Here is a 19,307-nt window from a genome sequence, read left to right as displayed (position 1 = left end):
CGGTCCACGACCGTAAACATGCCGAGCCGCCCGCCGCAAACACCGAAATGCGGACGACCCGTGAAAGCCTGTCCGCATTCCGCACCCCGAACGCGCCGCCCCTACCCCGCCGTTTCGGAAGAACCGCTGGTGGAGGCGGTCTGCCGGAACAGCCATTCGGATTTCAGCTCGGCATATCCGGGCTTGATGACGTCATTGATCATCGCGAGTCGTTCATCGAAAGGAATGAACGCTGATTTCATCGCATTGACGGAGAACCACTGCAGGTCGTCGAGCGTATAAGCGAACGCGTCGACGAGATGCTCGAATTCCTGGCTCATGCTCGTGTGCGACATCAGCCTGTTGTCCGTGTTGACCGTCACCCGGAAATGCAGCCGCCGCAGCAGCCCGATCGGATGCCCGGCGTACGACGTCACCGCCCCGGTCTGCAGATTGGAGCTCGGGCACAGCTCCAGCGGGATGCGCTTGTCCCGGACGTACGACGCCAGCCGCCCGAGCCGGACCGAACCGTCCTCGTCGACCTCGATGTCGTCGATGATCCGCACCCCGTGCCCGAGCCGGTCGGCGCCGCACCACTGGAGCGCCTGCCAGATGGACGGCAGCCCGAACGCCTCGCCGGCGTGGATGGTGAAGTGGTTGTTCTCCCGCTTGAGGTACTCGAAGGCGTCCAGGTGCCGGGTGGGCGGGTGGCCGGCCTCGGCGCCGGCGATGTCGAAGCCGACGACACCCGAGTCCCGGTGGCGGTTGGCGAGTTCGGCGATCTCCAGGGAGCGGGCCGCGTGCCGCATGGCGGTCAGGAGCGCGCCGACCCGGATGCGCCGGCCGCCCTCCCGGGCGAGCCGCTCCCCCTGCCGGAACCCCTCGTTGACCGCCTCGACGACCTCTTCCAGGCTCAGCCCGCCCTCGAGATGCTGTTCGGGCGCGTACCGCACCTCGGCGTAGACGACCCCGTCCTCGGCGAGGTCCTCGGCACACTCGCGGGCGACCCTCACCAGCGCCTCGCGGGTCTGCATCACGGCGACGGTGTGCGCGAAGGTCTCCAGATAGCGTTCCAGCGAACCGGAGTCGGCGGCCTCCTGGAACCACAGGCCCAGCTTGTCGGGGTCGGTCTCGGGAAGCCCCGAGTACCCGCTCTCCCGGGCCAGTTCGGCGACGGTACCGGGGCGCAGCCCGCCGTCGAGATGATCGTGCAGCAGAACTTTGGGCGCCCGGCGGATCTGGTCCGGCGTGGGAACGGTCGCCGCGGCATTCGTCGGGACGGTCCCGGTCGGTGCGGTCTGGCTCGTCATTTCGGCACTGTAGCGCCTACGCGCGTAGAGATCCCGCCGTTCGCCACGACACGGGGGCGCGTTGGCCGTCGATACCCAACGGTGACCGCCTGGACGGGTTTCGATCACCGCCCCTTCTGACACTGTTCTGTCATGCGACAGCAAGCGACACCGGTCCGAACGGCCGGGCTGGGCAAGGCGGTCGGCCCCGGTGCGGGGGCGGTGAGCGGAGCGGTGCTGCTGCTCCCCGGCGGCGAGGAGACCTCGGCCCGCAGACCGTCCCCGCTGCTGACACCGGCCCTCGTCCGCGCCCTCGGCCGCAGGTTCGCTCGCGCGGGCCGGGCGGAGGGGCTGGCCGTCCACACCGTCCACTACCGCTACCGGGGCTGGAACGGCGCCGAGGCCCATCTGGCGGGGGACGCGACCTGGGCCGCCGACGAGGTCGTACGGCGGTACGGCGATGTTCCCGTGTGCCTCGTCGGGCTGGACATGGGCGGGCGGGCCGCGCTGCGCGCCGGCGGCCACGAGGCGGTCAACTCCGTTGTCGCACTGGCCCCCTGGCTGCCCGAGGAGGACGTCGCCGCTGCCGCCGAACCGGTCAAGCAGCTGGTCGGGCGCCGCGTGCTGATCGTGCACGGCACGAACGACGAACGCGCCGACCCCGAGCTGTCCTTCCGGCTGGCCGCCCGCGCGAAGAAGGTGAACCGTGAGGTGTGCCGCTTCGAAGTCCACTCCGACGGGCACGGGTTGCACCAGCACCGGGACGAAGTCCTGAGCCTGGCCGTGGACTTCGTGATGGGCGCGCTGTTCGGCAGCGTGGTGTCCCGGCCCGTGGGGGACGCGCTGGCCGCGCCGCCGCCCATAGGGCTGCGGATGCCGCTGGCCTCGGGATTCGGGAAGTCCCTGCGCCGGGTCTGACCCGGTCCGCGGGGAGCGGGCGGCCGCGCGGCGCCCCTCAGGGGAGCAGGTTTCCCCTCCTCGACAGCAGGAACTTCTTGAAGGCCGCCACCGGCGGGGTGTCCGGGCGGTCGGCCAGCCATGCCACGCCGATCTCGCGGACCGCCCGCGGGGCCGTGACCGTCAGTTCCACCACCCCCGGGCGCGCGACGGTCGGCGGGGGCAGCAGGGCCACGCCCAGGCCCGCCGCCACCAGGCCCCGCAGGGTCTCCGTCTCCTCGCCCTCGAAGGCGACCCTCGGGCGGAAGCCCGCCTGGCTGCACAGGTCGTCGGTGATGCGGCGCAGGCCGTAGCCGGGCTCCAGGGTGACGAAGGTTTCGTCGGCTGCCTCGGCCAGGCGGATGCGGCGGCGGCCGGCGAGGGGGTGGTCGGCGGGCACGACGAGACGGAGCTTCTGCTCGTCGAGACGGCGGGCCACCAGGTCGGGGGCGTCGGGGACGGGAGAGGTCAGACACAGGTCCAGCTCGCCCGCCCGCAGCCGCTCCAGCATCGCCTCGCCGTAGTTCTGCACGAGGCTGAAGCGGATGCGCGGGTGATCGGCGCGGAAGGCGTGCAGGAGTCCCGGTACGGTCTCGGGGCCCATGGTGTGCAGAAAGCCGAAGGCGACCTTGCCGGTGGCCGGGTCGGCGTCGGCGCGCACCTCCTCGGCGGCCCGCTCGATCTCGGCGAGGGCGCGCTCCACGGAGGCGAGGAAGGTACGCCCGGCGGGGGTGAGAGAGACCGTGCGGCCGTGGCGGGCGAAGAGGTCGACGCCCAGGTCCTGCTCCAGGCGGGCCATCGCGCGCGAGAGGGTCGACTGGGGCACGTTCATCTCGTGCGCGGCCCGGGTGACGTGCTCCGTGCGGGCCACTCCCGCGAAGTAGGCGAGGCGGGGCGCGAGCGAGAGCGCCATGTCTTCTGTGTCACCGGACGGTGACAGCCGCGCCTGTGACCTCTGCTGATGCACCATGGGAACGATTATGGACGTTCCATGCATTGGACGGATCAGCGTGGGCGTACGTAGCGTCGAAGCATGTCTCCCGCCAGTACCGGGGCGTCCACGCAGGTGGGCGCCGTCCTGTCCGTCCCCACGCACGACTCGCACGGCTCCCGCGCCACCCGCGCCACCCGCGCCTCCCGCGGCCCCGCCCCCGCCGTCTCCCGCGTCTCCTCGCTCACCGAGGTCTCCCCCGCTTCCTCGGCTTCCCCCGTTTCCTCGGCTTCCCCCGTTTCCTCGGCTCCCTCGGCTCCCTCGGCTTCCTCGGCTTCCTCGGCACCTTCCTCCGCCGACTCCCGGATGACCCCGGGCGGCCCCGGCTACCGCCGGATGAGCTTCGCCCTCTTCCTCGCCGGTGTCGCGACCTTCGCGCTCCTGTACTCCACCCAGGCCCTGCTGCCGTTGATCTCCGGGGAGTTCGGAGTGCCGGCGAGCGAGGCGAGCTGGACGGTGGCGGCCGCGACCGGCGGTCTGGCGCTGTTCGTGCTGCCGATGAGCGCCCTGTCCGAGCGCTTCGGCCGCCGTACGGTGATGACGGCCTCGCTGGCGGTCGCGGTGGGCGTCGGCCTGCTGGTGCCGTTCGCGCCGTCGATCGGCACGCTGGTGGTGCTGCGGGCGGTGCAGGGCGCGGCGCTGGCCGGCCTGCCGGCCTCGGCGACGGCCTATCTGGCCGAGGAGGTCCGGCCGAAGGCGCTGGTCACGGCGATCGGCCTGTTCGTGGCGGGCAACAGCGTCGGCGGGATGAGCGGCCGGGTGATCACCGGCTGGGTCGCACAGGAGTGGGGCTGGCGGGTCTCGGTCGGTGTCATCGGCGTGATCGCGGTGGCCTGCGCGGTGGCGTTCCGGCTGCTGCTGCCGGCGCCGAAGCACTTCGCGCCGGGCTCGCTGCGCCCCCGCGTCCTGGCCCGCACGGTCCGCGGCCACCTCGCCGACCCGCTGCTGCGCCGCCTGTACGCGATCGGCGCCCTCTTCATGACGGTGTTCGGCGGCGTGTACACGGTCATCGGCTACCGCCTCACGGAAGGGCCCTTCTCGCTCCCGCAGGGCATCGTCGGCTCGATCTTCCTGGTGTACCTGGTCGGTACGGTGTCCGCCTCCACGGCCGGCCGTCTGGTGGGCCGGCTCGGCCGCCGGGGCGCGCTGTACCTGGCCGGCGGTATGACGGCCACGGGCCTGCTGGTCTCCCTGGCCGACTCCCTCCCGCTGGTCCTGCTGGGCCTGGTGCTGATCACGGCCGGTTTCTTCGCGGGCCACGCGGTCGCCTCCTCGGCGGTCAGCAAGACGGCGGTCCACGGCCGGGCCCAGGCCTCGGCCCTCTACCAGTCCGCCTACTACATCGGCTCCAGCGTCGGCAGCACGGTGGGCGCGATGGCCTTCCACGCGAACGGCTGGACCGGCACGGTCGGCGTCGGCGTCCTCGCGATCCTCGGCGTCGTCACCCTCACGGTGCTCGGCTCCCGCGCGGCCCGGATCGCCACCCGCCGCGCCCCGGCCCCGGCCCCCGCCCACTGACCCACCCTCTCCCCCACCCTCCCGCTCACCGCAAACCCCCTGCTCAAGGCCCGTTGTCAGTGGCCGCGGATAGTGTCCGCCGGTCAACTGGACGGTCGAGCAGGGGGTTTGTCGTCATGGAGTTCCGGATCGCGCGCGGGGATCTCGCGGAGGCGGTGGCGTGGGCGGCGCGGGCGCTGCCGGGGCGCTCGCCGCTGCCCGTGCTGGGCGGGCTGGTGCTGACGGCCGGGGACGGGCGGCTCGCGGTGGCGGGGTTCGACTTCGAGACGGCGGCCCGGGTCGAGACCGACGCGGAGGTGGCGGTGCCCGGCCGGGTCCTGGTCCTGGGGCGCCGGCTGCTGGACATCTGCCGGGTGCTGCCCGAGGGTCCGGTGAACTGTGTGCTGGAGGGCTCGCGGTTCACGGTGGAGGCGGGAGGCACCCGGTTCGGGCTGTCGACACTGCCGTACGAGGAGTATCCGGCGCTGCCCGAGGCACCCCCGGGGTACGGCGTGGTGGACGCGGCGGCGTTCGCCGCGGCCGTCGGACAGGTGGCCGTGGCGGCCGGCCGGGACGACACGCTGCCGGCCCTCACCGGGATCCAGCTGCGCCTGGCCGGCACGGAGATGATCCTCTCGGCGTCCGACCGCTACCGCTACGCGGTGCGGCACCTGGAGTGGAAGCCCGAAGCGTCGGTGGACGCGGCGACGGACGCGCCGGTGGAGGTGCTGCTGCCCGCGCGGCGGCTGCTGGAGGTGGCGCGGTCGCTGGCCCGCTGCGGGACCGTAAGCATCGGGCTCGAACCCGCCGGGGGGACACCCCGGGGCGGGGCGGGCACGGTCGGCTTCACGGGCGGGCGGACGCGGACGGTGCTGCGGCGGCTGGAAGGACGGCTGCCGGGATACGGGTCGCTCTTCGAGCTGACCGGGGCGGCGGTCGCCGAGGTGGAGTGCGAGGCACTGACGGAGGCCGTGCGCAGGGTGGCGGTCGTGGCGGAGGCGAACAGCCCGGTACGGCTGGAGTTCTCGGCGGGTGACGGCTCGCTGCTGGTGCGGGCCGGGGACGGGGACGACGTGGCGGCGCAGCGGCTGCCGGCGGTGCTGCGCGGCGCCGGGGACGTCACGGTGGCCTTCAACCCGGCGTATCTGCTCGACGCGCTGAACTCCTTCGAGGGGGCCGGGCTGCGGATGGAGCTGCTGGGAGCGGGGCAGCGGGTGCTGCTCGGCGGGGGTGCGGGTGCCGATGCGCACCGGCATCTGCTCATGTCGGTGAAACAACTGGTCTGAGTTCGGCTTTTTCGCACTCCGGGGGCCACGGCCGGTGGGCTGCGGTAGCTTCCGGGGTGCTGGGGCGCGACGGAGCGCTTACGGAACGGCCACAGGGGTGGGTGGACGATGGGCAACGGCACGGCGACGGCGGACCTGGACGTCGTACTGGAGAAGTACCGGACCGAACTGACCGGGTACTGCTACCGCATGCTCGGCTCCTCGTTCGAGGCCGAGGACGCGGTGCAGGACACCCTGGTGCGGGCCTGGCGGAGCTACGAGAAGTTCGAGGGCCGCTCCAGCCTGCGCTCCTGGCTGTACCGGATCGCGACGAACGTGTGCCTGGACATGCTGTCGGCGGGCAGCAAGCGGGCGCGGCCGGTGGACCTGTCGCAGGCCACGCCGCTGGCCCAGTACGCGCTGTCGCCGCGTCCGGAGGACACATGGCTGGAGCCGATGCCGGACGCCCGTGTGCTGCCGGCGCTCGGCGACCCGGCGGAGGCTGCGGTGGCCAAGGAGTCGGTGCGGCTGGCGTTCATGGCCGCGCTGCAGCAGCTGCCGCCCAAGCAGCGGGTGGTGCTGATCCTGCGCGAGGTGCTGGCCTGGAAGGCGAGCGAGGTCGCGGAGCTGCTGGACACCTCGGTCGCCTCGGTCAACAGCGCGCTCCAGCGGGCCCGGGCCACGCTCGCCGAGCGGGACGACAAGGGCGCGCGGGCGGCGGTGTCCGACCCGCTGGACGAGGAGCAACGCAAGCTGCTGGAACGCTATGTGGCGGCGTTCGAGGGGTACGACATGACGGCGCTGACGGCGTTGCTGCACGAGGACGCCATCATGACGATGCCGCCGTTCGAGATGTGGCTGACCGGCGCCGCCGACATCACGGGCTTCATGATGTCGATCGGCCACGAGTGCGCGGGCTCGCGCCTGCTGCCGGTGGAGGTGAACGGCCTGCCGGGCTTCGCCCACTACAAGCCGGACCCGGAGAAGGGCGGCCTGTCGCCGTGGTCGATCCAGGCCCTGGAGATCTCAGACGGGCGCCTGACCGGGTTCCACTTCTTCCTCGACACCCAGCGCCTGTTCCCGCTGTTCGGGCTGCCCCTCCACCTCGACGGGTAGTCCGACGAGATCGAGAAGGGCAAGCAGTGCGGGGTCCGGCCCCCGCAGCCGTATCCCGCCGCCGGCCCGGCGGGCGGCCAGCTTCAGCCGGGCCAGCAGTTCGACGGCCCCAAGCCCCGGCGGTCCGAGGCCGCCCACGTCGCACACGACGATCCCGGCCCCGCTGACCTCCAGCAGCGCCCGCACGTCGTCGCACAGCCCCGTCACCTCGTCCCGGGTGACGGGGCCGGCCAGCATGAGCACGGCGGGTGTGTCGGCGTCCACGTGCGGTAGACGGCCGGGACGCGCGGAACTCATCGCGGCGCGCCGCTCCCGACGGAGATCACATTGACCGGCTCCCCCACTCCCGGCGAGGGTTGGGCCCTGTGCAGGGGGTACTGAGCGGGTTCGCGGTGATCGCCGTCGTCATCGGGGTGGGGTATCTGCTCGGGCGGCGCGGGTCGCTCGGCGAGCAGGGCGCCGAGGTGCTGACGAGGCTGGCGTTCTCGGTGGCGGGCCCGGCGCTGCTCTTCACGATGCTGGCGAAGGCGGACCTGTCGGTGCTGTTCTCGGCCCGGCTGCTGGTGACGGCGCTGAGCACGGCGGCGGTCGCGGGACTCTTCGTCCTGGTCAGCGTGGTGCGGCGGTGGGGCACGGGCCGTACGACGATCGGCGCCCTGTGCTCCGGTTACGTCAACTCGGGAAACCTCGGGATCCCGATCGCGGCGTACGTACTGGGCGACGCGTCCCTGGTGGCCCCGGTGCTGCTGTTCCAGGTCGTCCTGGTCACCCCGGTCGCCCTGACGGTCCTGGACCTGTCGGGCACGGGCGAGAAGGGAACCCCGTGGCAGCGCCTGCTGACACCGCTGCGCAACCCGATCGCGGTGGCCTCGCTGTGCGGGGTGGTGGTGTCGGCGGCCGGCTGGCGGATCCCCGGGCCGCTGCTGAACCCCCTCACCCTGATCGGCGGCATGTCCGTCCCGGCGGCCCTGCTCACGTTCGGGATGTCCCTGCGCGGCAGCGCGGCCCCCGGCCGGGGGCGCGACCGTGAACCGGTCCTGCTGTCGGTGGCGTTGAAGTCGGTGGGCCAGCCGCTGGTGGCATGGCTGCTGGCCCGCTGCGTCTTCGGCCTGCACGGCGCCCCGCTGCTGGACGTGGTGGTCACCTCCGCCCTTCCCGCCGCCCAGAACCTCTTCACCTACGCCAGCCGCTACGGCGTCGCCGAGACCCTGGCCCGCGAGTCGATCCTGCTGTCGACGGTCGTGTCCGTGCCGGTGCTGGTGGGGGTGGCGGCGGTCCTGGGCTGACCCGGGGTCAGTCGACGGGGAACTCGCCGGTGTCGACCGAGACACCGAACGGCTCGGGAAGGTTGATGACGTCGCCGAACTTCGCGGCGCTCAGCACCCGGTAGACGTCGCCCTTCGGCTCACCGTAGAGCGTCACAGTGGGGCCACCCGGGGCCCAGCGGTCCACGAGCAGGTAGAGCGGAATTCCTGCGCTGGCGTACGCGGCGGGCTTGCTGACGCGATCGTGCCGGGCGTTGGATCTGGAGGTCACCTCGACCACGAGTTCGGCGAGGGCGGCCGGGATGTGCGAGTCGGCCTCGGGGCGTTCCAGTACCGGCGTCACGACCAGGTCGGGGATGAACATGCCCAGACGGGAGGGTACGGCGACGGACAGGGTCTGGAATACCTCCCAGTCTTCGGGAATCACAGAGTAGAGGCGACGCTGGATGCGTGCCGCGATGACGTTGTGGCGGTACGCGGGTGAAGGCGACACGGTGATGATCCCCTCGATGATCTCCACCTTGCTGCCCTCGGGCCAGTCCGTCTCCTCCCAGAACCGGACGAGGTCGTCCCAGGTCCGGTCGGGGTCCTGGCTCACGGTGAGTCCGCTCATGGGGTCTCCGATCGGTGCGTCACCGATCCCAGCATGACGAACGGGACCGGGGGGGTCCACCGGTCCCGTTCACTCGAACGAAGAAGTCCCCTGATCAGGCGATGCGCTCCAGCACCACCGGCGACGCGGTGAAGTCCGTGCCCGGGGCGGCGATGTCGTACGAGCCCTCGACCGCCTCCAGGGCGTAGCCGAAGCGCTCGGGCGTGTCCGTGTGGAGGGTGAGCAGGGGCTGGCCCTCGGTCACGGTGTCGCCCGGCTTGGCGTGCATCTCGATGCCCGCCGCCGCCTGCACCGGGTCCTCCTTGCGGGCGCGGCCGGCGCCCAGGCGCCAGGCGCCGATGCCGATGTCGTAGGCGTCGAGACGGGTCAGGACGCCGGTGGACGTGGCCCTGACGACGTGCTGCTCCCTGGAGGTGGGCAGCGCGGCGTCCGGGTCACCGCCCTGGGCGGCGATCATGCGGCGCCAGACGTCCATCGCCGAGCCGTCGGCGAGGGCCTTGGCCGGGTCGGCGTCCTTGATGCCGGCCGCGTCGAGCATCTCGCGCGCCAGGGCGATGGTCAGCTCCACGACGTCCGCCGGGCCGCCGCCGGCCAGGACCTCGACCGACTCGCGGACCTCCAGGGCGTTGCCCGCCGTGAGGCCGAGCGGGGTGGACATGTCGGTGAGGAGCGCGACGGTCTTCACGCCGTGGTCGGTGCCGAGTCCGACCATCGTGGAGGCCAGCTCGCGGGCGTCCTCGATCGTCTTCATGAAGGCGCCGGAGCCGACCTTCACGTCCAGGACCAGGGAGCCGGTGCCCTCGGCGATCTTCTTCGACATGATCGAGGACGCGATCAGCGGGATCGCCTCGACCGTGCCGGTCACGTCGCGCAGGGCGTACAGCTTCTTGTCGGCGGGGGCCAGGCCGTCGCCGGCCGCGCAGATCACGGCGCCGACGCCGTCCAGCACGGACAGCATCTCCTCGTTGGAGAGCAGCGCGCGCCAGCCGGGGATCGACTCCAGCTTGTCCAGGGTGCCGCCGGTGTGGCCGAGGCCCCGGCCGGAGAGCTGCGGCACGGCCGCGCCGCAGGCCGCGACGAGCGGGGCGAGCGGGAGGGTGATCTTGTCGCCGACACCGCCGGTGGAGTGCTTGTCGGCGGTCGGGCGGGACAGCGACGAGAAGTCCATGCGCTCGCCGGAGGCGATCATGGCCGCCGTCCAGCGGGCGATCTCGCGGCGGTCCATGCCGTTGAGCAGGATCGCCATGTTGAGGGCGGCCATCTGGTAGTCGGCGACCTCGCCGCGGGTGTACGCGTCGATGACCCAGTCGATCTGCTCGTCGGTCAGCTCACCGCGGTCCCGCTTGGTACGGATGACGGAGATGGCGTCCATGGCCATGGCTTTCCTTCCGGGTTGTGCGAAGCCGTACGGCCCCCCTGATCGGGTCAGGGGGGCCGTACGGTGAGTTACTTGGTGAGATGCTCGGGCCCGAAGGCCTGGGGCAGCATCTCGGAGAGCGCCAGGACGCCCTCGGGAGTTTCCAGCAGCAGGGCGGGCCCGCCGAACTCGTACAGCAGCTGGCGGCAGCGGCCGCACGGGACCAGGATCTCACCCCGGCCGTCGACGCAGGTGAAGTGCGTCAGCCGGCCGCCCCCGGTGGTCTGCAGCTGGGAGACCAGACCGCACTCGGCGCACAGGCCGAGACCGTAGGAGGCGTTCTCGACGTTGCAGCCGGAGACCGTCCGGCCGTCGTCGACGAGGGCCGCGGCGCCCACCGGGTAGCCGGAGTAGGGGGCGTACGCGTGGGACATGGCGTCCCGCGCGATCTCCCGCAGGCCGTCCCAGTCGAAGGCCGCGCAGCCCGCGTCGGAGGCGGTCACTTGCCCTGTCCCTTCCGGTAGGGCAGGCCGTCCGCCTTCGGCATCCGCAGCCGCTGCGCGGAGAACGACAGGACGAGCAGCGTCACGATGTACGGCGTGGCGCTCACGAGCTGCTGCGGGACCTCGTCGGTGGTCAGGTACCAGACGAACATCAGGGCCGCGACCGCGGCGGTGACCGCCGCGGAGACCACGCGCTTCTTCCACGCGAGGTAGACCACGCCGAACACCAGCAGGACCGCGAGGAGCAGGATCAGCGCGTGGACGTTGGTGCCGCCGCCGCGCAGGTTGAGGCTGTCGGTGTAGCCGAACAGGCCCGCGCCGAGGGCGAGGCCGCCCGGCATCCAGTTGCCGAAGATCATCGCGGCGAGACCGATGTAGCCGCGGCCGGCCGTCTGGCCGTCGAGGTACACGTTGGAGGCGACGATCGACAGGAACGCGCCGCCCAGACCGGCGAAGCCGCCCGAGATGATCACGGCGAGGTACTTGTACTTGTACACGTTGACGCCGAGGGACTCGGCGGCCACCGGGTTCTCGCCGCAGGAGCGCAGCCGCAGGCCGAAGGCCGTGCGCCACAGCACCCACCAGCTGGCGGGGACGAGGGCCACGGCGATCACGGTCAGCGGGGACAGGTCGGTGACCAGGCCGCCGAGCAGGCCGGCGATGTCCGAGACCAGGAACCAGTGCTTCTCGTTGAGCGTGTCCAGCCAGTGCGACAGGCCCGGGATGTCGAAGGTGCCCAGCGAGTCGATCGGCGGGGACTGCTTGGTGGAGCCCCCCGGGGCGTCGGCGAAGGTGAACTTCGACAGGTAGCGGGTGGTGCCCAGCGCCAGGATGTTGAGGGCCACACCGGAGACGATGTGGTTGACGTTGAAGGTCACGGTGGCGATGGCGTGCAGCACGGCGCCGAGGACGCCGCCGAGGATACCGAAGGCGATACCGGCCCACGGGCCCCACTGGTAGCCCGCCCAGGCGCCGAACCAGGTGCCCAGGATCATCATGCCTTCGAGGCCGATGTTGACGACGCCGGCCCGCTCGGCCCACAGGCCGCCGAGGCCCGCGAGGCCGATCGGCACGGCGAGGCGCAGGGCGGTGGACATCTGGCCGGTCGAGGTGATGCCGTCGGCACCGCTGATCAGGCGGACGGCCGAGGTGAGGATCAGCACGCCCGCGACGATCAGCAGGAGTACCGGGAGGGTGAGACGGCGGCCGCCCTTGGCGGGCGCCTGCGTCTGCGGCTTCGCGACGGTCGCGGTGGTCATGCGGCCGCCACCTCCTTCTTCGTGGCGTTGTTGGCGGCCTCGGCGGCGAGTTCCGCACCGACCCGCTTCTGCTGGCGGCGCAGGCCCCACTGGCGTACGGCCGCGTACGAGATGACGACCGCGAAGACGATCAGGCCCTGCATGATCGTGGCGATCTCCTTGTCGTACGCCACCGGGGTCGCGTAGTCGAGGGCCGGAGACGCCTTGTCGAGGAAGGCCCACAGCAGCGCGGCGACGGCGATGCCGCCGGGGTTGTTGCGGCCGAGCAGGGCGATGCCGATGGCGGTGTAGCCGAGGCCCGCCGGGAAGCTCAGGCTGTAGGTGTGCGCGTCGCCCAGCAGGAGCGGCAGGCCGGAGACGCCCGCGATGGCTCCGGAGATCAGCATGGCGGTGAGCACCATGCGCTTGGCGTCGACGCCGGAGGCCGCGGCGGCGGACTCCGACTCGCCGGTGGCGCGCAGGTCGAAGCCGAAGCGGGTGCGGTTGAGGACGATCCAGTAGCCGACGCCCATGAGGACGGCGAGGAAGACGAGGCCGTAGATCTCGCCGATCTCCGGGCCCAGGTCGATGCCGGGGACCCAGCCGGACTTCTTCATGATGCCGGTGGTGCTGTTGTTGCCGACCTGCACGCCCCAGACGTTGGAGGCGGTCAGGTAGCCGATGAGGCTGGCGGCGATCGCGTTCAGCATGATCGTCGCGACGACCTCGCTGACGCCGCGGGTGACCTTCAGGACGCCCGCGACACCGGACCAGAGGGCACCGGTGAGCGCGCCGACGAGCAGCAGTACGGGGATCTGCAGCACGGCGGGGAGCGCCAGGTGCGCGCCGACCACGGCGACCATCGTCGCGCCGAGGCGGTACTGGCCGTCGACGCCGATGTTGAACAGGTTCATCCGGAAGCCGATGGCGACGGCGATCGCAGCCAGGTAGTACATCGACGCCTGGTTGACGATCAGCACCTGGACGTCCGAGAACGCGGCCTGCTGCAGCATCAGCTGGTAGGGCTCGAACGGGTTCTTGCCCGAGGCGAGCAGCACGACCGAGGTCAGTGCGATCGCCGCGACGAGCGCGATGACCGGGCCGGCCACCGCGAGGAGCACGCGCTCCTTGTCGAACTTCTTCATCGGGCCTCGTCCTCCTGGGCGGCCAGCGCCGCGCTCTCTTCTACGTGCTCCAGGTGACCGGACGCGGCACCGGTCATGGCCGACCCGAGCTCCTCCGGGGTGATGGTGGCGGGATCGGCGTCGGCGACCAGCCTGCCGTCGTAGATCACGCGCAGGGTGTCCGACAGGCCGATCAGCTCGTCCAGGTCGGCCGAGATCAGCAGCACGGCCAGGCCCTCGCGGCGGGCCTCGCGGATGCGGTCCCAGATCTGCGCCTGCGCGCCGACGTCCACACCGCGGGTGGGGTGGGCGGCGATCAGGAACTTCGGGTGGTGGCTCATCTCCCGGCCGAAGATCAGCTTCTGCTGGTTGCCGCCGGACAGGGAGGCGGCGGTGACGTCGATGCCGGGGGTGCGGACGTCGTACTCGGCGACGATCCGGCGGGTGTCCTCCTGGGCGCCCTTCGGGTTCAGCCAGAAGCCCTTGGCGTTGGGCTGCTCGGTGACGTGGCCGAGGATGCGGTTCTCCCAGAGGGGGGCCTCCAGGAGCAGGCCCTGGCGGTGGCGGTCCTCGGGGATGTAGCCGACGCCCTGCTCGCGGCGCTTGCGGGTGGGCCAGGGGGTGATGTCCTCGCCCAGGAAGTGGATGGCGCCGGAGTCGGCGTGCTTGAGGCCGATCAGCGCATCGATCAGCTCGGTCTGGCCGTTGCCCTCGACGCCCGCGATGCCCATGACCTCGCCGGCGTGGATGGTGAAGGTGACGTCGTCCAGGACGCGCTTGGCCTCGCCGCCCGTCTGGGCCGTGGCGCCTCCGGCGTACACGGTCAGGTCCCTGACCTCGATCACGGCCCGGTCCGTCACGGTGGACTCGGCGGTCTCCGGGGTGGGCAGCTCGCTGCCGACCATCATCTCGGCGAGCTGGCGCGGGGTGGTCTCGGCGGGTACGGCCGTACCGACCGTCGTACCGCGGCGGATGACGGTGATGTCGTCGGCGACCGAGAGGACCTCGCCCAGCTTGTGGGAGATGAAGATGACCGACAGGCCCTCGGCCTTCAGCTCGCGCAGGTTGTCGAAGAGCGCGTCGACCTCCTGCGGCACGAGCACGGCGGTCGGCTCGTCGAGGATGAGGGTGCGGGCGCCGCGGAAGAGGACCTTGAGGATCTCGACGCGCTGGCGCTCGGCCACACCGAGGTTCTCGACCAGGTCGTCGGGGCGTACGTTCAGCCCGTACCGGTCGGATATCTCGCGGATCTTCTTGCGGGCCGCGCCACCGATGCCGTGCAGCTTCTCGCTGCCCAGCACCACGTTCTCCAGGACCGTGAGGTTGTCGGCGAGCATGAAGTGCTGGTGGACCATGCCGATGCCGCGCGCGATGGCGTCGCCGGGCGTCGAGAAGGTGACCTGCTCGCCGGCGACGGTGATCGTGCCCTCGTCCGGCTTCTGCATGCCGTAGAGGATCTTCATCAGCGTGGACTTGCCGGCGCCGTTCTCGCCGACGAGGGCGTGCACGGTGCCGGTGCGGACGGTGAGGTGGATGTCGTGGTTGGCGACGACACCGGGGAACCGCTTGGTGATACCCGCGAGCTCCACCGCGGTCGGGTGTGCGGTGAGCGGAGGGCTACTGGACGCGTCGATGGCGCACTCTCCTTGGAAAAGGGGCCTATCTATGCGCGTAGCGCCCCTGCTTCAAATAATGCCCGGCCGGATCAAGATCGATCTGCGCCGAGCGTTGTGTCGCGCGAACGGGGCGCGGGGGTCGATCTTCCCCGCACCCCGTTCCGTGGCCTCTCACGCTGCCATTGCAGCGCTGCCGTTGGCCATGGTTTCGACGTCTGGTTATGACACCTTGACCTTGGCCGGAATCCCGACCTCGGTCAGGAGGTCTTGACGACGACCGAGCCGTCCTTGATGGCCGCCTCGGCCTTCTTCAGCGCGGCCTGGATGCCGGCGTTGTTCTTGAAGGCCGGGTTGGAGTCGGCGAGGCCGACACCGCCGGTGGCGAGGCTGGCGCGGACGACACCGGTGGCCGGCTTCTTGTCGTGCACCGACTTGGCGAGGTTGAAGACCGCGCCGGCGACGTCCTTGGTGGCCGAGGTCAGGATCGAGTCCTTGTACTGGGCCAGCGCGGCCTGCTTGTACTGGTCGGAGTCGACGCCGATGGCCCACACCTTGTGCGCGGCGGCGGCCTGGATGACGCCCTGGCCCGACAGGCCGGCGGCGGCGTAGACCACGTCGGCGCCCGAGTCGATCTGGCCCTCGGCGGCGTCCTTGCCCTTGTCCGGGCTGGAGAAGCCACCCTCCTGCGCGGTCTGCGTCAGGAACTGCTTCTCGATCTTGATCTTCGGGTTGATCGACTGCGCGCCCTGGACGTAACCGGCCTCGAACTTGTGGATGAGGGGGTTGTCCACGCCGCCGATGAAGCCGATGTGGTTCTTCTTCGTGGCCTTGGCCGCGGCGACGCCCGCCAGGTAGGAGGCCTGCTCCTCGTGGAAGACCATGTCGGCCACGTTCGCGGCCTTGTCCTGCTCGTCGTCGATGATGCCGAAGGTGATCTTCGGGTACTTCGCCGCGACCTCCTTGACGGCACTCGCGTAGACGAAGCCGACACCGATCACCGGGTTGTAGCCGGACTTGGCGAGCTGCTCCAGACGCTGCACCTTGTCGGCGTCCGACTCGCCGTCCTGCGGCTCGACGTCACGGCTCTTGTACTTGAACGTGCTGTCGGCCTTCTGGAGACCCGCGTACGCGGCGTCGTTGAAGGACTGGTCGCCCTTGCCGCCGACGTCGTAGGCCAGGCCGATGCCCTGGGACGCGCTACCGCCGGAGGCGCTGGTGGACGAACCGCCACAGGCGGTCACGGCAACGGCAAGGGTAGCGGTCGCAACGCCCGCAACCGCTATTCGGTACACCCGACGCATGGAACTGGACTCCTTTGTGCACGCGCCCAACCAGGCGCTGGTTCCGCGGCAGCGTAACGCGCGTAGACGTTCCGGAAAACCCCATCTGTCCGGTCCGTTATCGACCTGTGGCCGCGGACTTGTCACCAGGTGGCCGCGGACTTGTCACCAGGAGGGAGGCCCCGCGGATGGCAACAGTAATTTGCGCTCCTGGCGCCCGCACACCCCGGGGGGCGGCTGGGGAGCCGGGAGGCGCTCCCGGCCCTCCTCGCGGCCGCACAGAGCCGCGGGGGTGAAGTCGCACTTCACCCCCGCGGCTCTGTGTGGCCGAACTCAGAAGATCACTTGATGTTGACGGTCACCTTGCCGGAGACGATGTCCTGCTTGGCCTTGTCGACCGCGTCGACGACGTCCTTCATCGCCTTGTACTTCGGGTTGCTGTCCGCGAAGCCGACGCCGTCGTTGTCCAGGCCGCCGCGCACCACACCGGTCTTGGGCTTGCCCTCGTACACCGACTTCACCAGGTCGTAGACCGCGCCGCCGACGTTCTTCAGCGCCGAGCCCAGGATGTAGTCCTTGTACGCGGAGAGCGAGGACTGCGCGTACTGGTCGGAGTCGACACCGATGACCCACACCTTCTTGGACGCGGCCTCGGAGATCACGCCCTGACCGGACAGGCCGGCCGCGTGGTACAGGACGTCGGCGCCCGCGTCGATCTGGCCGCTGGCCGCGTCCTTGCCCTTGTCCGGGCTGGCGAAGCCGCCCTCCTGGGGCGTCTGGGTCAGGTACTGCTTCTCGATCTTGATCTTCGGGTCGATCGACTGCGCGCCCTGGACGAAGCCCGCCTCGAACTTGTGGATCAGCGGGATGTTCACGCCGCCGATGAAGCCGATGTGGTGCTTCTTGGTGGCCTTGGCCGCGGCGACGCCCGCCAGGTAGGAGGCCTGCTCCTCGTGGAAGACCATGTCGGCGACGTTCGGCGCCTTGTTCTGCTCGTCGTCGATGATGCCGAAGGTGGTCTTCGGGAACTTCGCGGCGACGTCCTTGACCGCGTCCGCGTAGACGAAGCCGACGCCGATGACCGGGTTGTAGCCCGCCTGCGCGAGCTGCTCCAGGCGCTGCACCTTGTCGGCGCTGGACTCGCCGTCCTGCGGCTCGATGTCGCGGGCGCCGATCTTGAACTCCGTCTCGGCCTTCTGGAGACCGGCGTACGCGGCGTCGTTGAAGGACTGGTCGCCCTTGCCGCCGATGTCGTACGCGAGGCCGATGCCCTTGCCGGAGTACGTCCCGGACTTGGCGGACTTGCCGGAGTCCTTCGCGGCGTCCTTGCTGGAGCCTCCGCAACCGGTCGCGGCGAGCGCGACGACGGTCGCGGCCACCGCGACCCGGGACAAACTCGTCCTCGAAGAGATCAGACGCACAGCAAACCCTCCATCCCCACGGCACCGTCACCGGTCCGCATCCCCAACTCGCCGTTACCGCAGCGATTCCGGCGCACAGTAACGCGCGTAGAAGGGCAGGGGAACGGGGTTTCGGCTGGCCGTTATCGAACCGTGCCGCCGCCGGACCCCGTTCACGCGCTGGCCGCGGCGGACGGGGGTGACAAGTGCGGCAAAGGCACACGGAACGTGGCAGGTTACGGGGCGTCGGTCGCCGACTCCCGCTGCCCGCATGCCTCTCGGCGCCTCTCGACACCGCTCGGCGGCGCGCCGGCCGGAGGGCCGGGGCGGCTGGAAATCGACGGCGGCCCCCGGCGACCGCTTCCGCCTGTCGCCGCCGGACTCGCGGATGCGCCGGTCGGAGCAGGCCCGGCCCGGGGGCCGGAGGGGGAGGCCCGGAGGGGGAGGACCGGAGGGGGAGGCCCGGGGGGTCTAGCCGAGGTCGTCCAGCAGTGCCGCCGCCGTGAACAGTTCCACGCCGACCGTGATGGCGTGCTCGTCGGCGTCGAAGTCGCCCTGGTGCAGGTCGCGCACCGTGCGCTCACCGGGCCTGCGCACCCCGAGGCGGGCCATGGCCCCGGACACGTGTTCCAGGTACCAGGAGAAGTCCTCGCCGCCCAGGCTCTGCTCGGTGCCCTCGACGGAGTCCGCGCCCCGGCGGGCGGTCATCGCCCTGCGCAGCAGATCGGTGGACTCTCGGTCGTTGACGACGGGCGGCACGCCCCGCACGTAGGTGATCTCCGACTTGGCCCGGTGCAGCGTGGCGACCTCGTCGACGGCCGCGTGCACGACGTCGGGCGCCTCGCGCCAGGCGTCCAGGTCCAGGCAGCGGACGGTGCCGGACAGTTCGGCGTGCTGCGGGACGACGTTCGGGGCGTGGCCCGACTCGATCCGGCCCCAGGTCAGGGCGAGCCCGCCCCGGGTGTCCACGCGCCGGGCGATCAGCGCGGGCACGTCGGTGGCCACGCGGGCCGCGGCGGTGACCAGGTCGGTGGTGAGGTGGGGGCGGGCGGTGTGGCCGCCGGGCCCGGCGAGGGCGACCTCCAGGAGGTCGCAGGCGCTGGTGATGGGGCCGTGCCGCAGCCCGATCCGGCCGGCGTCGACCCTGGGGTCGCAGTGCACGGCGAGGATACGGCCGACCCCGTCGAGCACGCCGTCCCCGATGGCGACCAGGGCACCGCCGGGCAGCACCTCCTCGGCGGGCTGGAAGAGCAGCCGCACCGGCCGGGGCAGCAGCCCCTTCTCGTGCAGGGCCGCGAGGACCAGACCGGCACCGAGCACCACGCTGGTGTGCACGTCGTGGCCGCAGGCGTGGGCGCGGTCGGGCACGGTCGACCGGTAGGGGCAGTCGCTCTTGGTGTCCGGGATGGGCAGGCCGTCGATGTCGGCCCGCAGGGCCAGCAGCGGTACGGACGGCCGCTCGCCCTCGGCGAGCCCGATGTCGCAGACGAGCCCGGTTCCGGTGGCCAGGACACGGGGGCGCAGCCCGGCCCGCTCCAGCCGCTCCTTGATCGCGGCGGTCGTACGGAACTCCTGGTTGCCCAGCTCGGGGTGCATGTGCAGATCGCGGCGGAACGCGACGAGTTCGGCGTGCAGGGACTCGCTGAGCACGCCGGGGAGCACGTCCCCGGGGAGGTCGGCCTCGGTCTCTCGGGACATCACTTGGTTCACCCTCTGAAGGGTAGGACGCCCGACCGGTCAACTGACCCTCGATCAACAAAAGTTCAGCCCGTTAGGGGAAGAAAATCTGACCGTCGGACGCATGGCGGTGGACTCTGATGGGTAAAACCCTTCTTTCT

Annotated in this window: 17 protein-coding genes; 5 read left to right on the top strand and 12 right to left on the bottom strand. The window is 71.3% G+C overall.

The genetic code is table 11. The features are described 5' to 3' along the window. Positions 1-101: 101 nt before the first annotated feature. Entirely contained in the window at positions 102-1,289 is a 1,188-nt protein-coding gene (locus OIB37_RS22905; RefSeq protein ID WP_330459469.1) for an adenosine deaminase, read from the bottom strand. Positions 1,290-1,421: 132 nt separating this feature from the next. On the opposite strand from OIB37_RS22905, the gene OIB37_RS22900 reads away from it, so the two are divergent. After that, entirely contained in the window at positions 1,422-2,186 is a 765-nt protein-coding gene (locus tag OIB37_RS22900; RefSeq protein ID WP_330459468.1) for an alpha/beta hydrolase, read from the top strand. Positions 2,187-2,223: 37 nt separating this feature from the next. Here OIB37_RS22900 and OIB37_RS22895 read toward each other — a convergent pair whose 3' ends face one another. Next, entirely contained in the window at positions 2,224-3,174 is a 951-nt protein-coding gene (locus tag OIB37_RS22895) for a LysR family transcriptional regulator (RefSeq protein ID WP_330459467.1), read from the bottom strand. 327 nt (positions 3,175-3,501) lie between these two features. On the opposite strand from OIB37_RS22895, the gene OIB37_RS22890 reads away from it, so the two are divergent. The 3 genes from OIB37_RS22890 to OIB37_RS22880 all read left to right on the top strand — a co-directional run bounded on the left by OIB37_RS22890 (position 3,502) and on the right by OIB37_RS22880 (position 7,073). Beyond that, positions 3,502-4,713: an MFS transporter gene (locus OIB37_RS22890; protein WP_330461937.1), complete on the top strand. Its 1,212-nt coding sequence runs from the start codon at positions 3,502-3,504 to the stop codon at positions 4,711-4,713. Between the two features lie 116 nt (positions 4,714-4,829). Continuing rightward, positions 4,830-5,978: a DNA polymerase III subunit beta gene (gene dnaN / locus OIB37_RS22885; RefSeq protein WP_330459466.1), complete on the top strand. Its 1,149-nt coding sequence runs from the start codon at positions 4,830-4,832 to the stop codon at positions 5,976-5,978. A gap of 108 nt (positions 5,979-6,086) precedes the next feature. Continuing rightward, entirely contained in the window at positions 6,087-7,073 is a 987-nt protein-coding gene (locus OIB37_RS22880) for a sigma-70 family RNA polymerase sigma factor (RefSeq protein ID WP_330459465.1), read from the top strand. Here OIB37_RS22880 and OIB37_RS22875 read toward each other — a convergent pair. Then, positions 6,984-7,370 (bottom strand): STAS domain-containing protein, encoded by a 387-nt coding sequence (locus OIB37_RS22875; RefSeq protein WP_330459464.1) that lies wholly within the window; start codon positions 7,368-7,370, stop codon positions 6,984-6,986. The two genes, OIB37_RS22880 and OIB37_RS22875, sit on opposite strands and share 90 nt — an antisense overlap. Before the next feature lie 68 nt (positions 7,371-7,438). Here OIB37_RS22875 and OIB37_RS22870 point away from each other — a divergent pair, with 68 nt between their 5' ends. Then, complete coding sequence (locus OIB37_RS22870; RefSeq protein WP_330459463.1) at positions 7,439-8,359, top strand: AEC family transporter; 921 nt, start codon at positions 7,439-7,441, stop codon at positions 8,357-8,359. A gap of 7 nt (positions 8,360-8,366) precedes the next feature. Here the strand turns inward: OIB37_RS22870 and OIB37_RS22865 are convergent, their stop codons facing one another. The 9 genes from OIB37_RS22865 to OIB37_RS22825 all read right to left on the bottom strand — a co-directional run bounded on the left by OIB37_RS22865 (position 8,367) and on the right by OIB37_RS22825 (position 19,167). Then, positions 8,367-8,951, bottom strand: a complete 585-nt coding sequence (locus OIB37_RS22865) for a Uma2 family endonuclease (protein ID WP_330459462.1) — start codon at positions 8,949-8,951, stop codon at positions 8,367-8,369. A 94-nt stretch (positions 8,952-9,045) separates the two neighbouring features. Next, entirely contained in the window at positions 9,046-10,329 is a 1,284-nt protein-coding gene (locus tag OIB37_RS22860; protein ID WP_330459461.1) for a thymidine phosphorylase, read from the bottom strand. A 68-nt stretch (positions 10,330-10,397) separates the two neighbouring features. Further along, on the bottom strand, positions 10,398-10,811 hold the full coding sequence (locus tag OIB37_RS22855; protein WP_330459460.1) for a cytidine deaminase: 414 nt from the start codon (positions 10,809-10,811) through the stop codon (positions 10,398-10,400). After that, entirely contained in the window at positions 10,808-12,070 is a 1,263-nt protein-coding gene (locus OIB37_RS22850) for an ABC transporter permease (protein WP_330459459.1), read from the bottom strand. The genes OIB37_RS22855 and OIB37_RS22850 overlap by 4 nt, the downstream gene beginning before the upstream one ends. Then, a complete protein-coding gene (locus OIB37_RS22845) occupies positions 12,067-13,194 on the bottom strand; it encodes an ABC transporter permease (protein WP_330459458.1) in 1,128 nt (375 codons plus the stop codon). The genes OIB37_RS22850 and OIB37_RS22845 overlap by 4 nt, the downstream gene beginning before the upstream one ends. Next, entirely contained in the window at positions 13,191-14,762 is a 1,572-nt protein-coding gene (locus OIB37_RS22840) for an ABC transporter ATP-binding protein (RefSeq protein ID WP_330459457.1), read from the bottom strand. The genes OIB37_RS22845 and OIB37_RS22840 overlap by 4 nt, the downstream gene beginning before the upstream one ends. Positions 14,763-15,046: 284 nt before the next feature. Beyond that, positions 15,047-16,090, bottom strand: coding sequence for a BMP family lipoprotein (locus tag OIB37_RS22835; protein ID WP_330459456.1), 1,044 nt, complete (start codon positions 16,088-16,090; stop codon positions 15,047-15,049). Positions 16,091-16,410: 320 nt separating this feature from the next. Next, positions 16,411-17,481 (bottom strand): BMP family lipoprotein, encoded by a 1,071-nt coding sequence (locus OIB37_RS22830; protein ID WP_330461936.1) that lies wholly within the window; start codon positions 17,479-17,481, stop codon positions 16,411-16,413. Between the two features lie 459 nt (positions 17,482-17,940). Then, complete coding sequence (locus OIB37_RS22825) at positions 17,941-19,167, bottom strand: amidohydrolase (protein WP_330459455.1); 1,227 nt, start codon at positions 19,165-19,167, stop codon at positions 17,941-17,943. Between the last annotated feature and the right edge of the window lie 140 nt (positions 19,168-19,307).

It is taken from the genome of Streptomyces sp. NBC_00820 (assembly GCF_036347055.1).
In the GTDB taxonomy this organism is placed as follows: Bacteria; Actinomycetota; Actinomycetes; order Streptomycetales; family Streptomycetaceae; genus Streptomyces.
The sequence above is the reverse complement of the archived record's forward strand: the minus strand, read 5'-3'. Positions and strand labels throughout refer to the sequence as shown.

Bases quoted from the DNA above. Each gene is read 5' to 3' on its own strand.
- dnaN (WP_330459466.1), top strand. From the start codon at position 4,830: ATGGAGTTCCGGATCGCGCGCGGGGATCTCGCGGAGGCGGTGGCGTGG.
- OIB37_RS22825 (WP_330459455.1), bottom strand. From the start codon at position 19,167: ATGTCCCGAGAGACCGAGGCCGACCTCCCCGGGGACGTGCTCCCCGGC.
- OIB37_RS22900 (WP_330459468.1), top strand. From the start codon at position 1,422: ATGCGACAGCAAGCGACACCGGTCCGAACGGCCGGGCTGGGCAAGGCG.
- OIB37_RS22865 (WP_330459462.1), bottom strand. From the start codon at position 8,951: ATGAGCGGACTCACCGTGAGCCAGGACCCCGACCGGACCTGGGACGAC.
- OIB37_RS22890 (WP_330461937.1), top strand. From the start codon at position 3,502: ATGACCCCGGGCGGCCCCGGCTACCGCCGGATGAGCTTCGCCCTCTTC.
- OIB37_RS22850 (WP_330459459.1), bottom strand. From the start codon at position 12,070: ATGACCACCGCGACCGTCGCGAAGCCGCAGACGCAGGCGCCCGCCAAG.
- OIB37_RS22880 (WP_330459465.1), top strand. From the start codon at position 6,087: ATGGGCAACGGCACGGCGACGGCGGACCTGGACGTCGTACTGGAGAAG.
- OIB37_RS22905 (WP_330459469.1), bottom strand. From the start codon at position 1,289: ATGACGAGCCAGACCGCACCGACCGGGACCGTCCCGACGAATGCCGCG.
- OIB37_RS22835 (WP_330459456.1), bottom strand. From the start codon at position 16,090: ATGCGTCGGGTGTACCGAATAGCGGTTGCGGGCGTTGCGACCGCTACC.
- OIB37_RS22845 (WP_330459458.1), bottom strand. From the start codon at position 13,194: ATGAAGAAGTTCGACAAGGAGCGCGTGCTCCTCGCGGTGGCCGGCCCG.
- OIB37_RS22895 (WP_330459467.1), bottom strand. From the start codon at position 3,174: ATGGTGCATCAGCAGAGGTCACAGGCGCGGCTGTCACCGTCCGGTGAC.
- OIB37_RS22860 (WP_330459461.1), bottom strand. From the start codon at position 10,329: ATGGCCATGGACGCCATCTCCGTCATCCGTACCAAGCGGGACCGCGGT.
- OIB37_RS22875 (WP_330459464.1), bottom strand. From the start codon at position 7,370: ATGAGTTCCGCGCGTCCCGGCCGTCTACCGCACGTGGACGCCGACACA.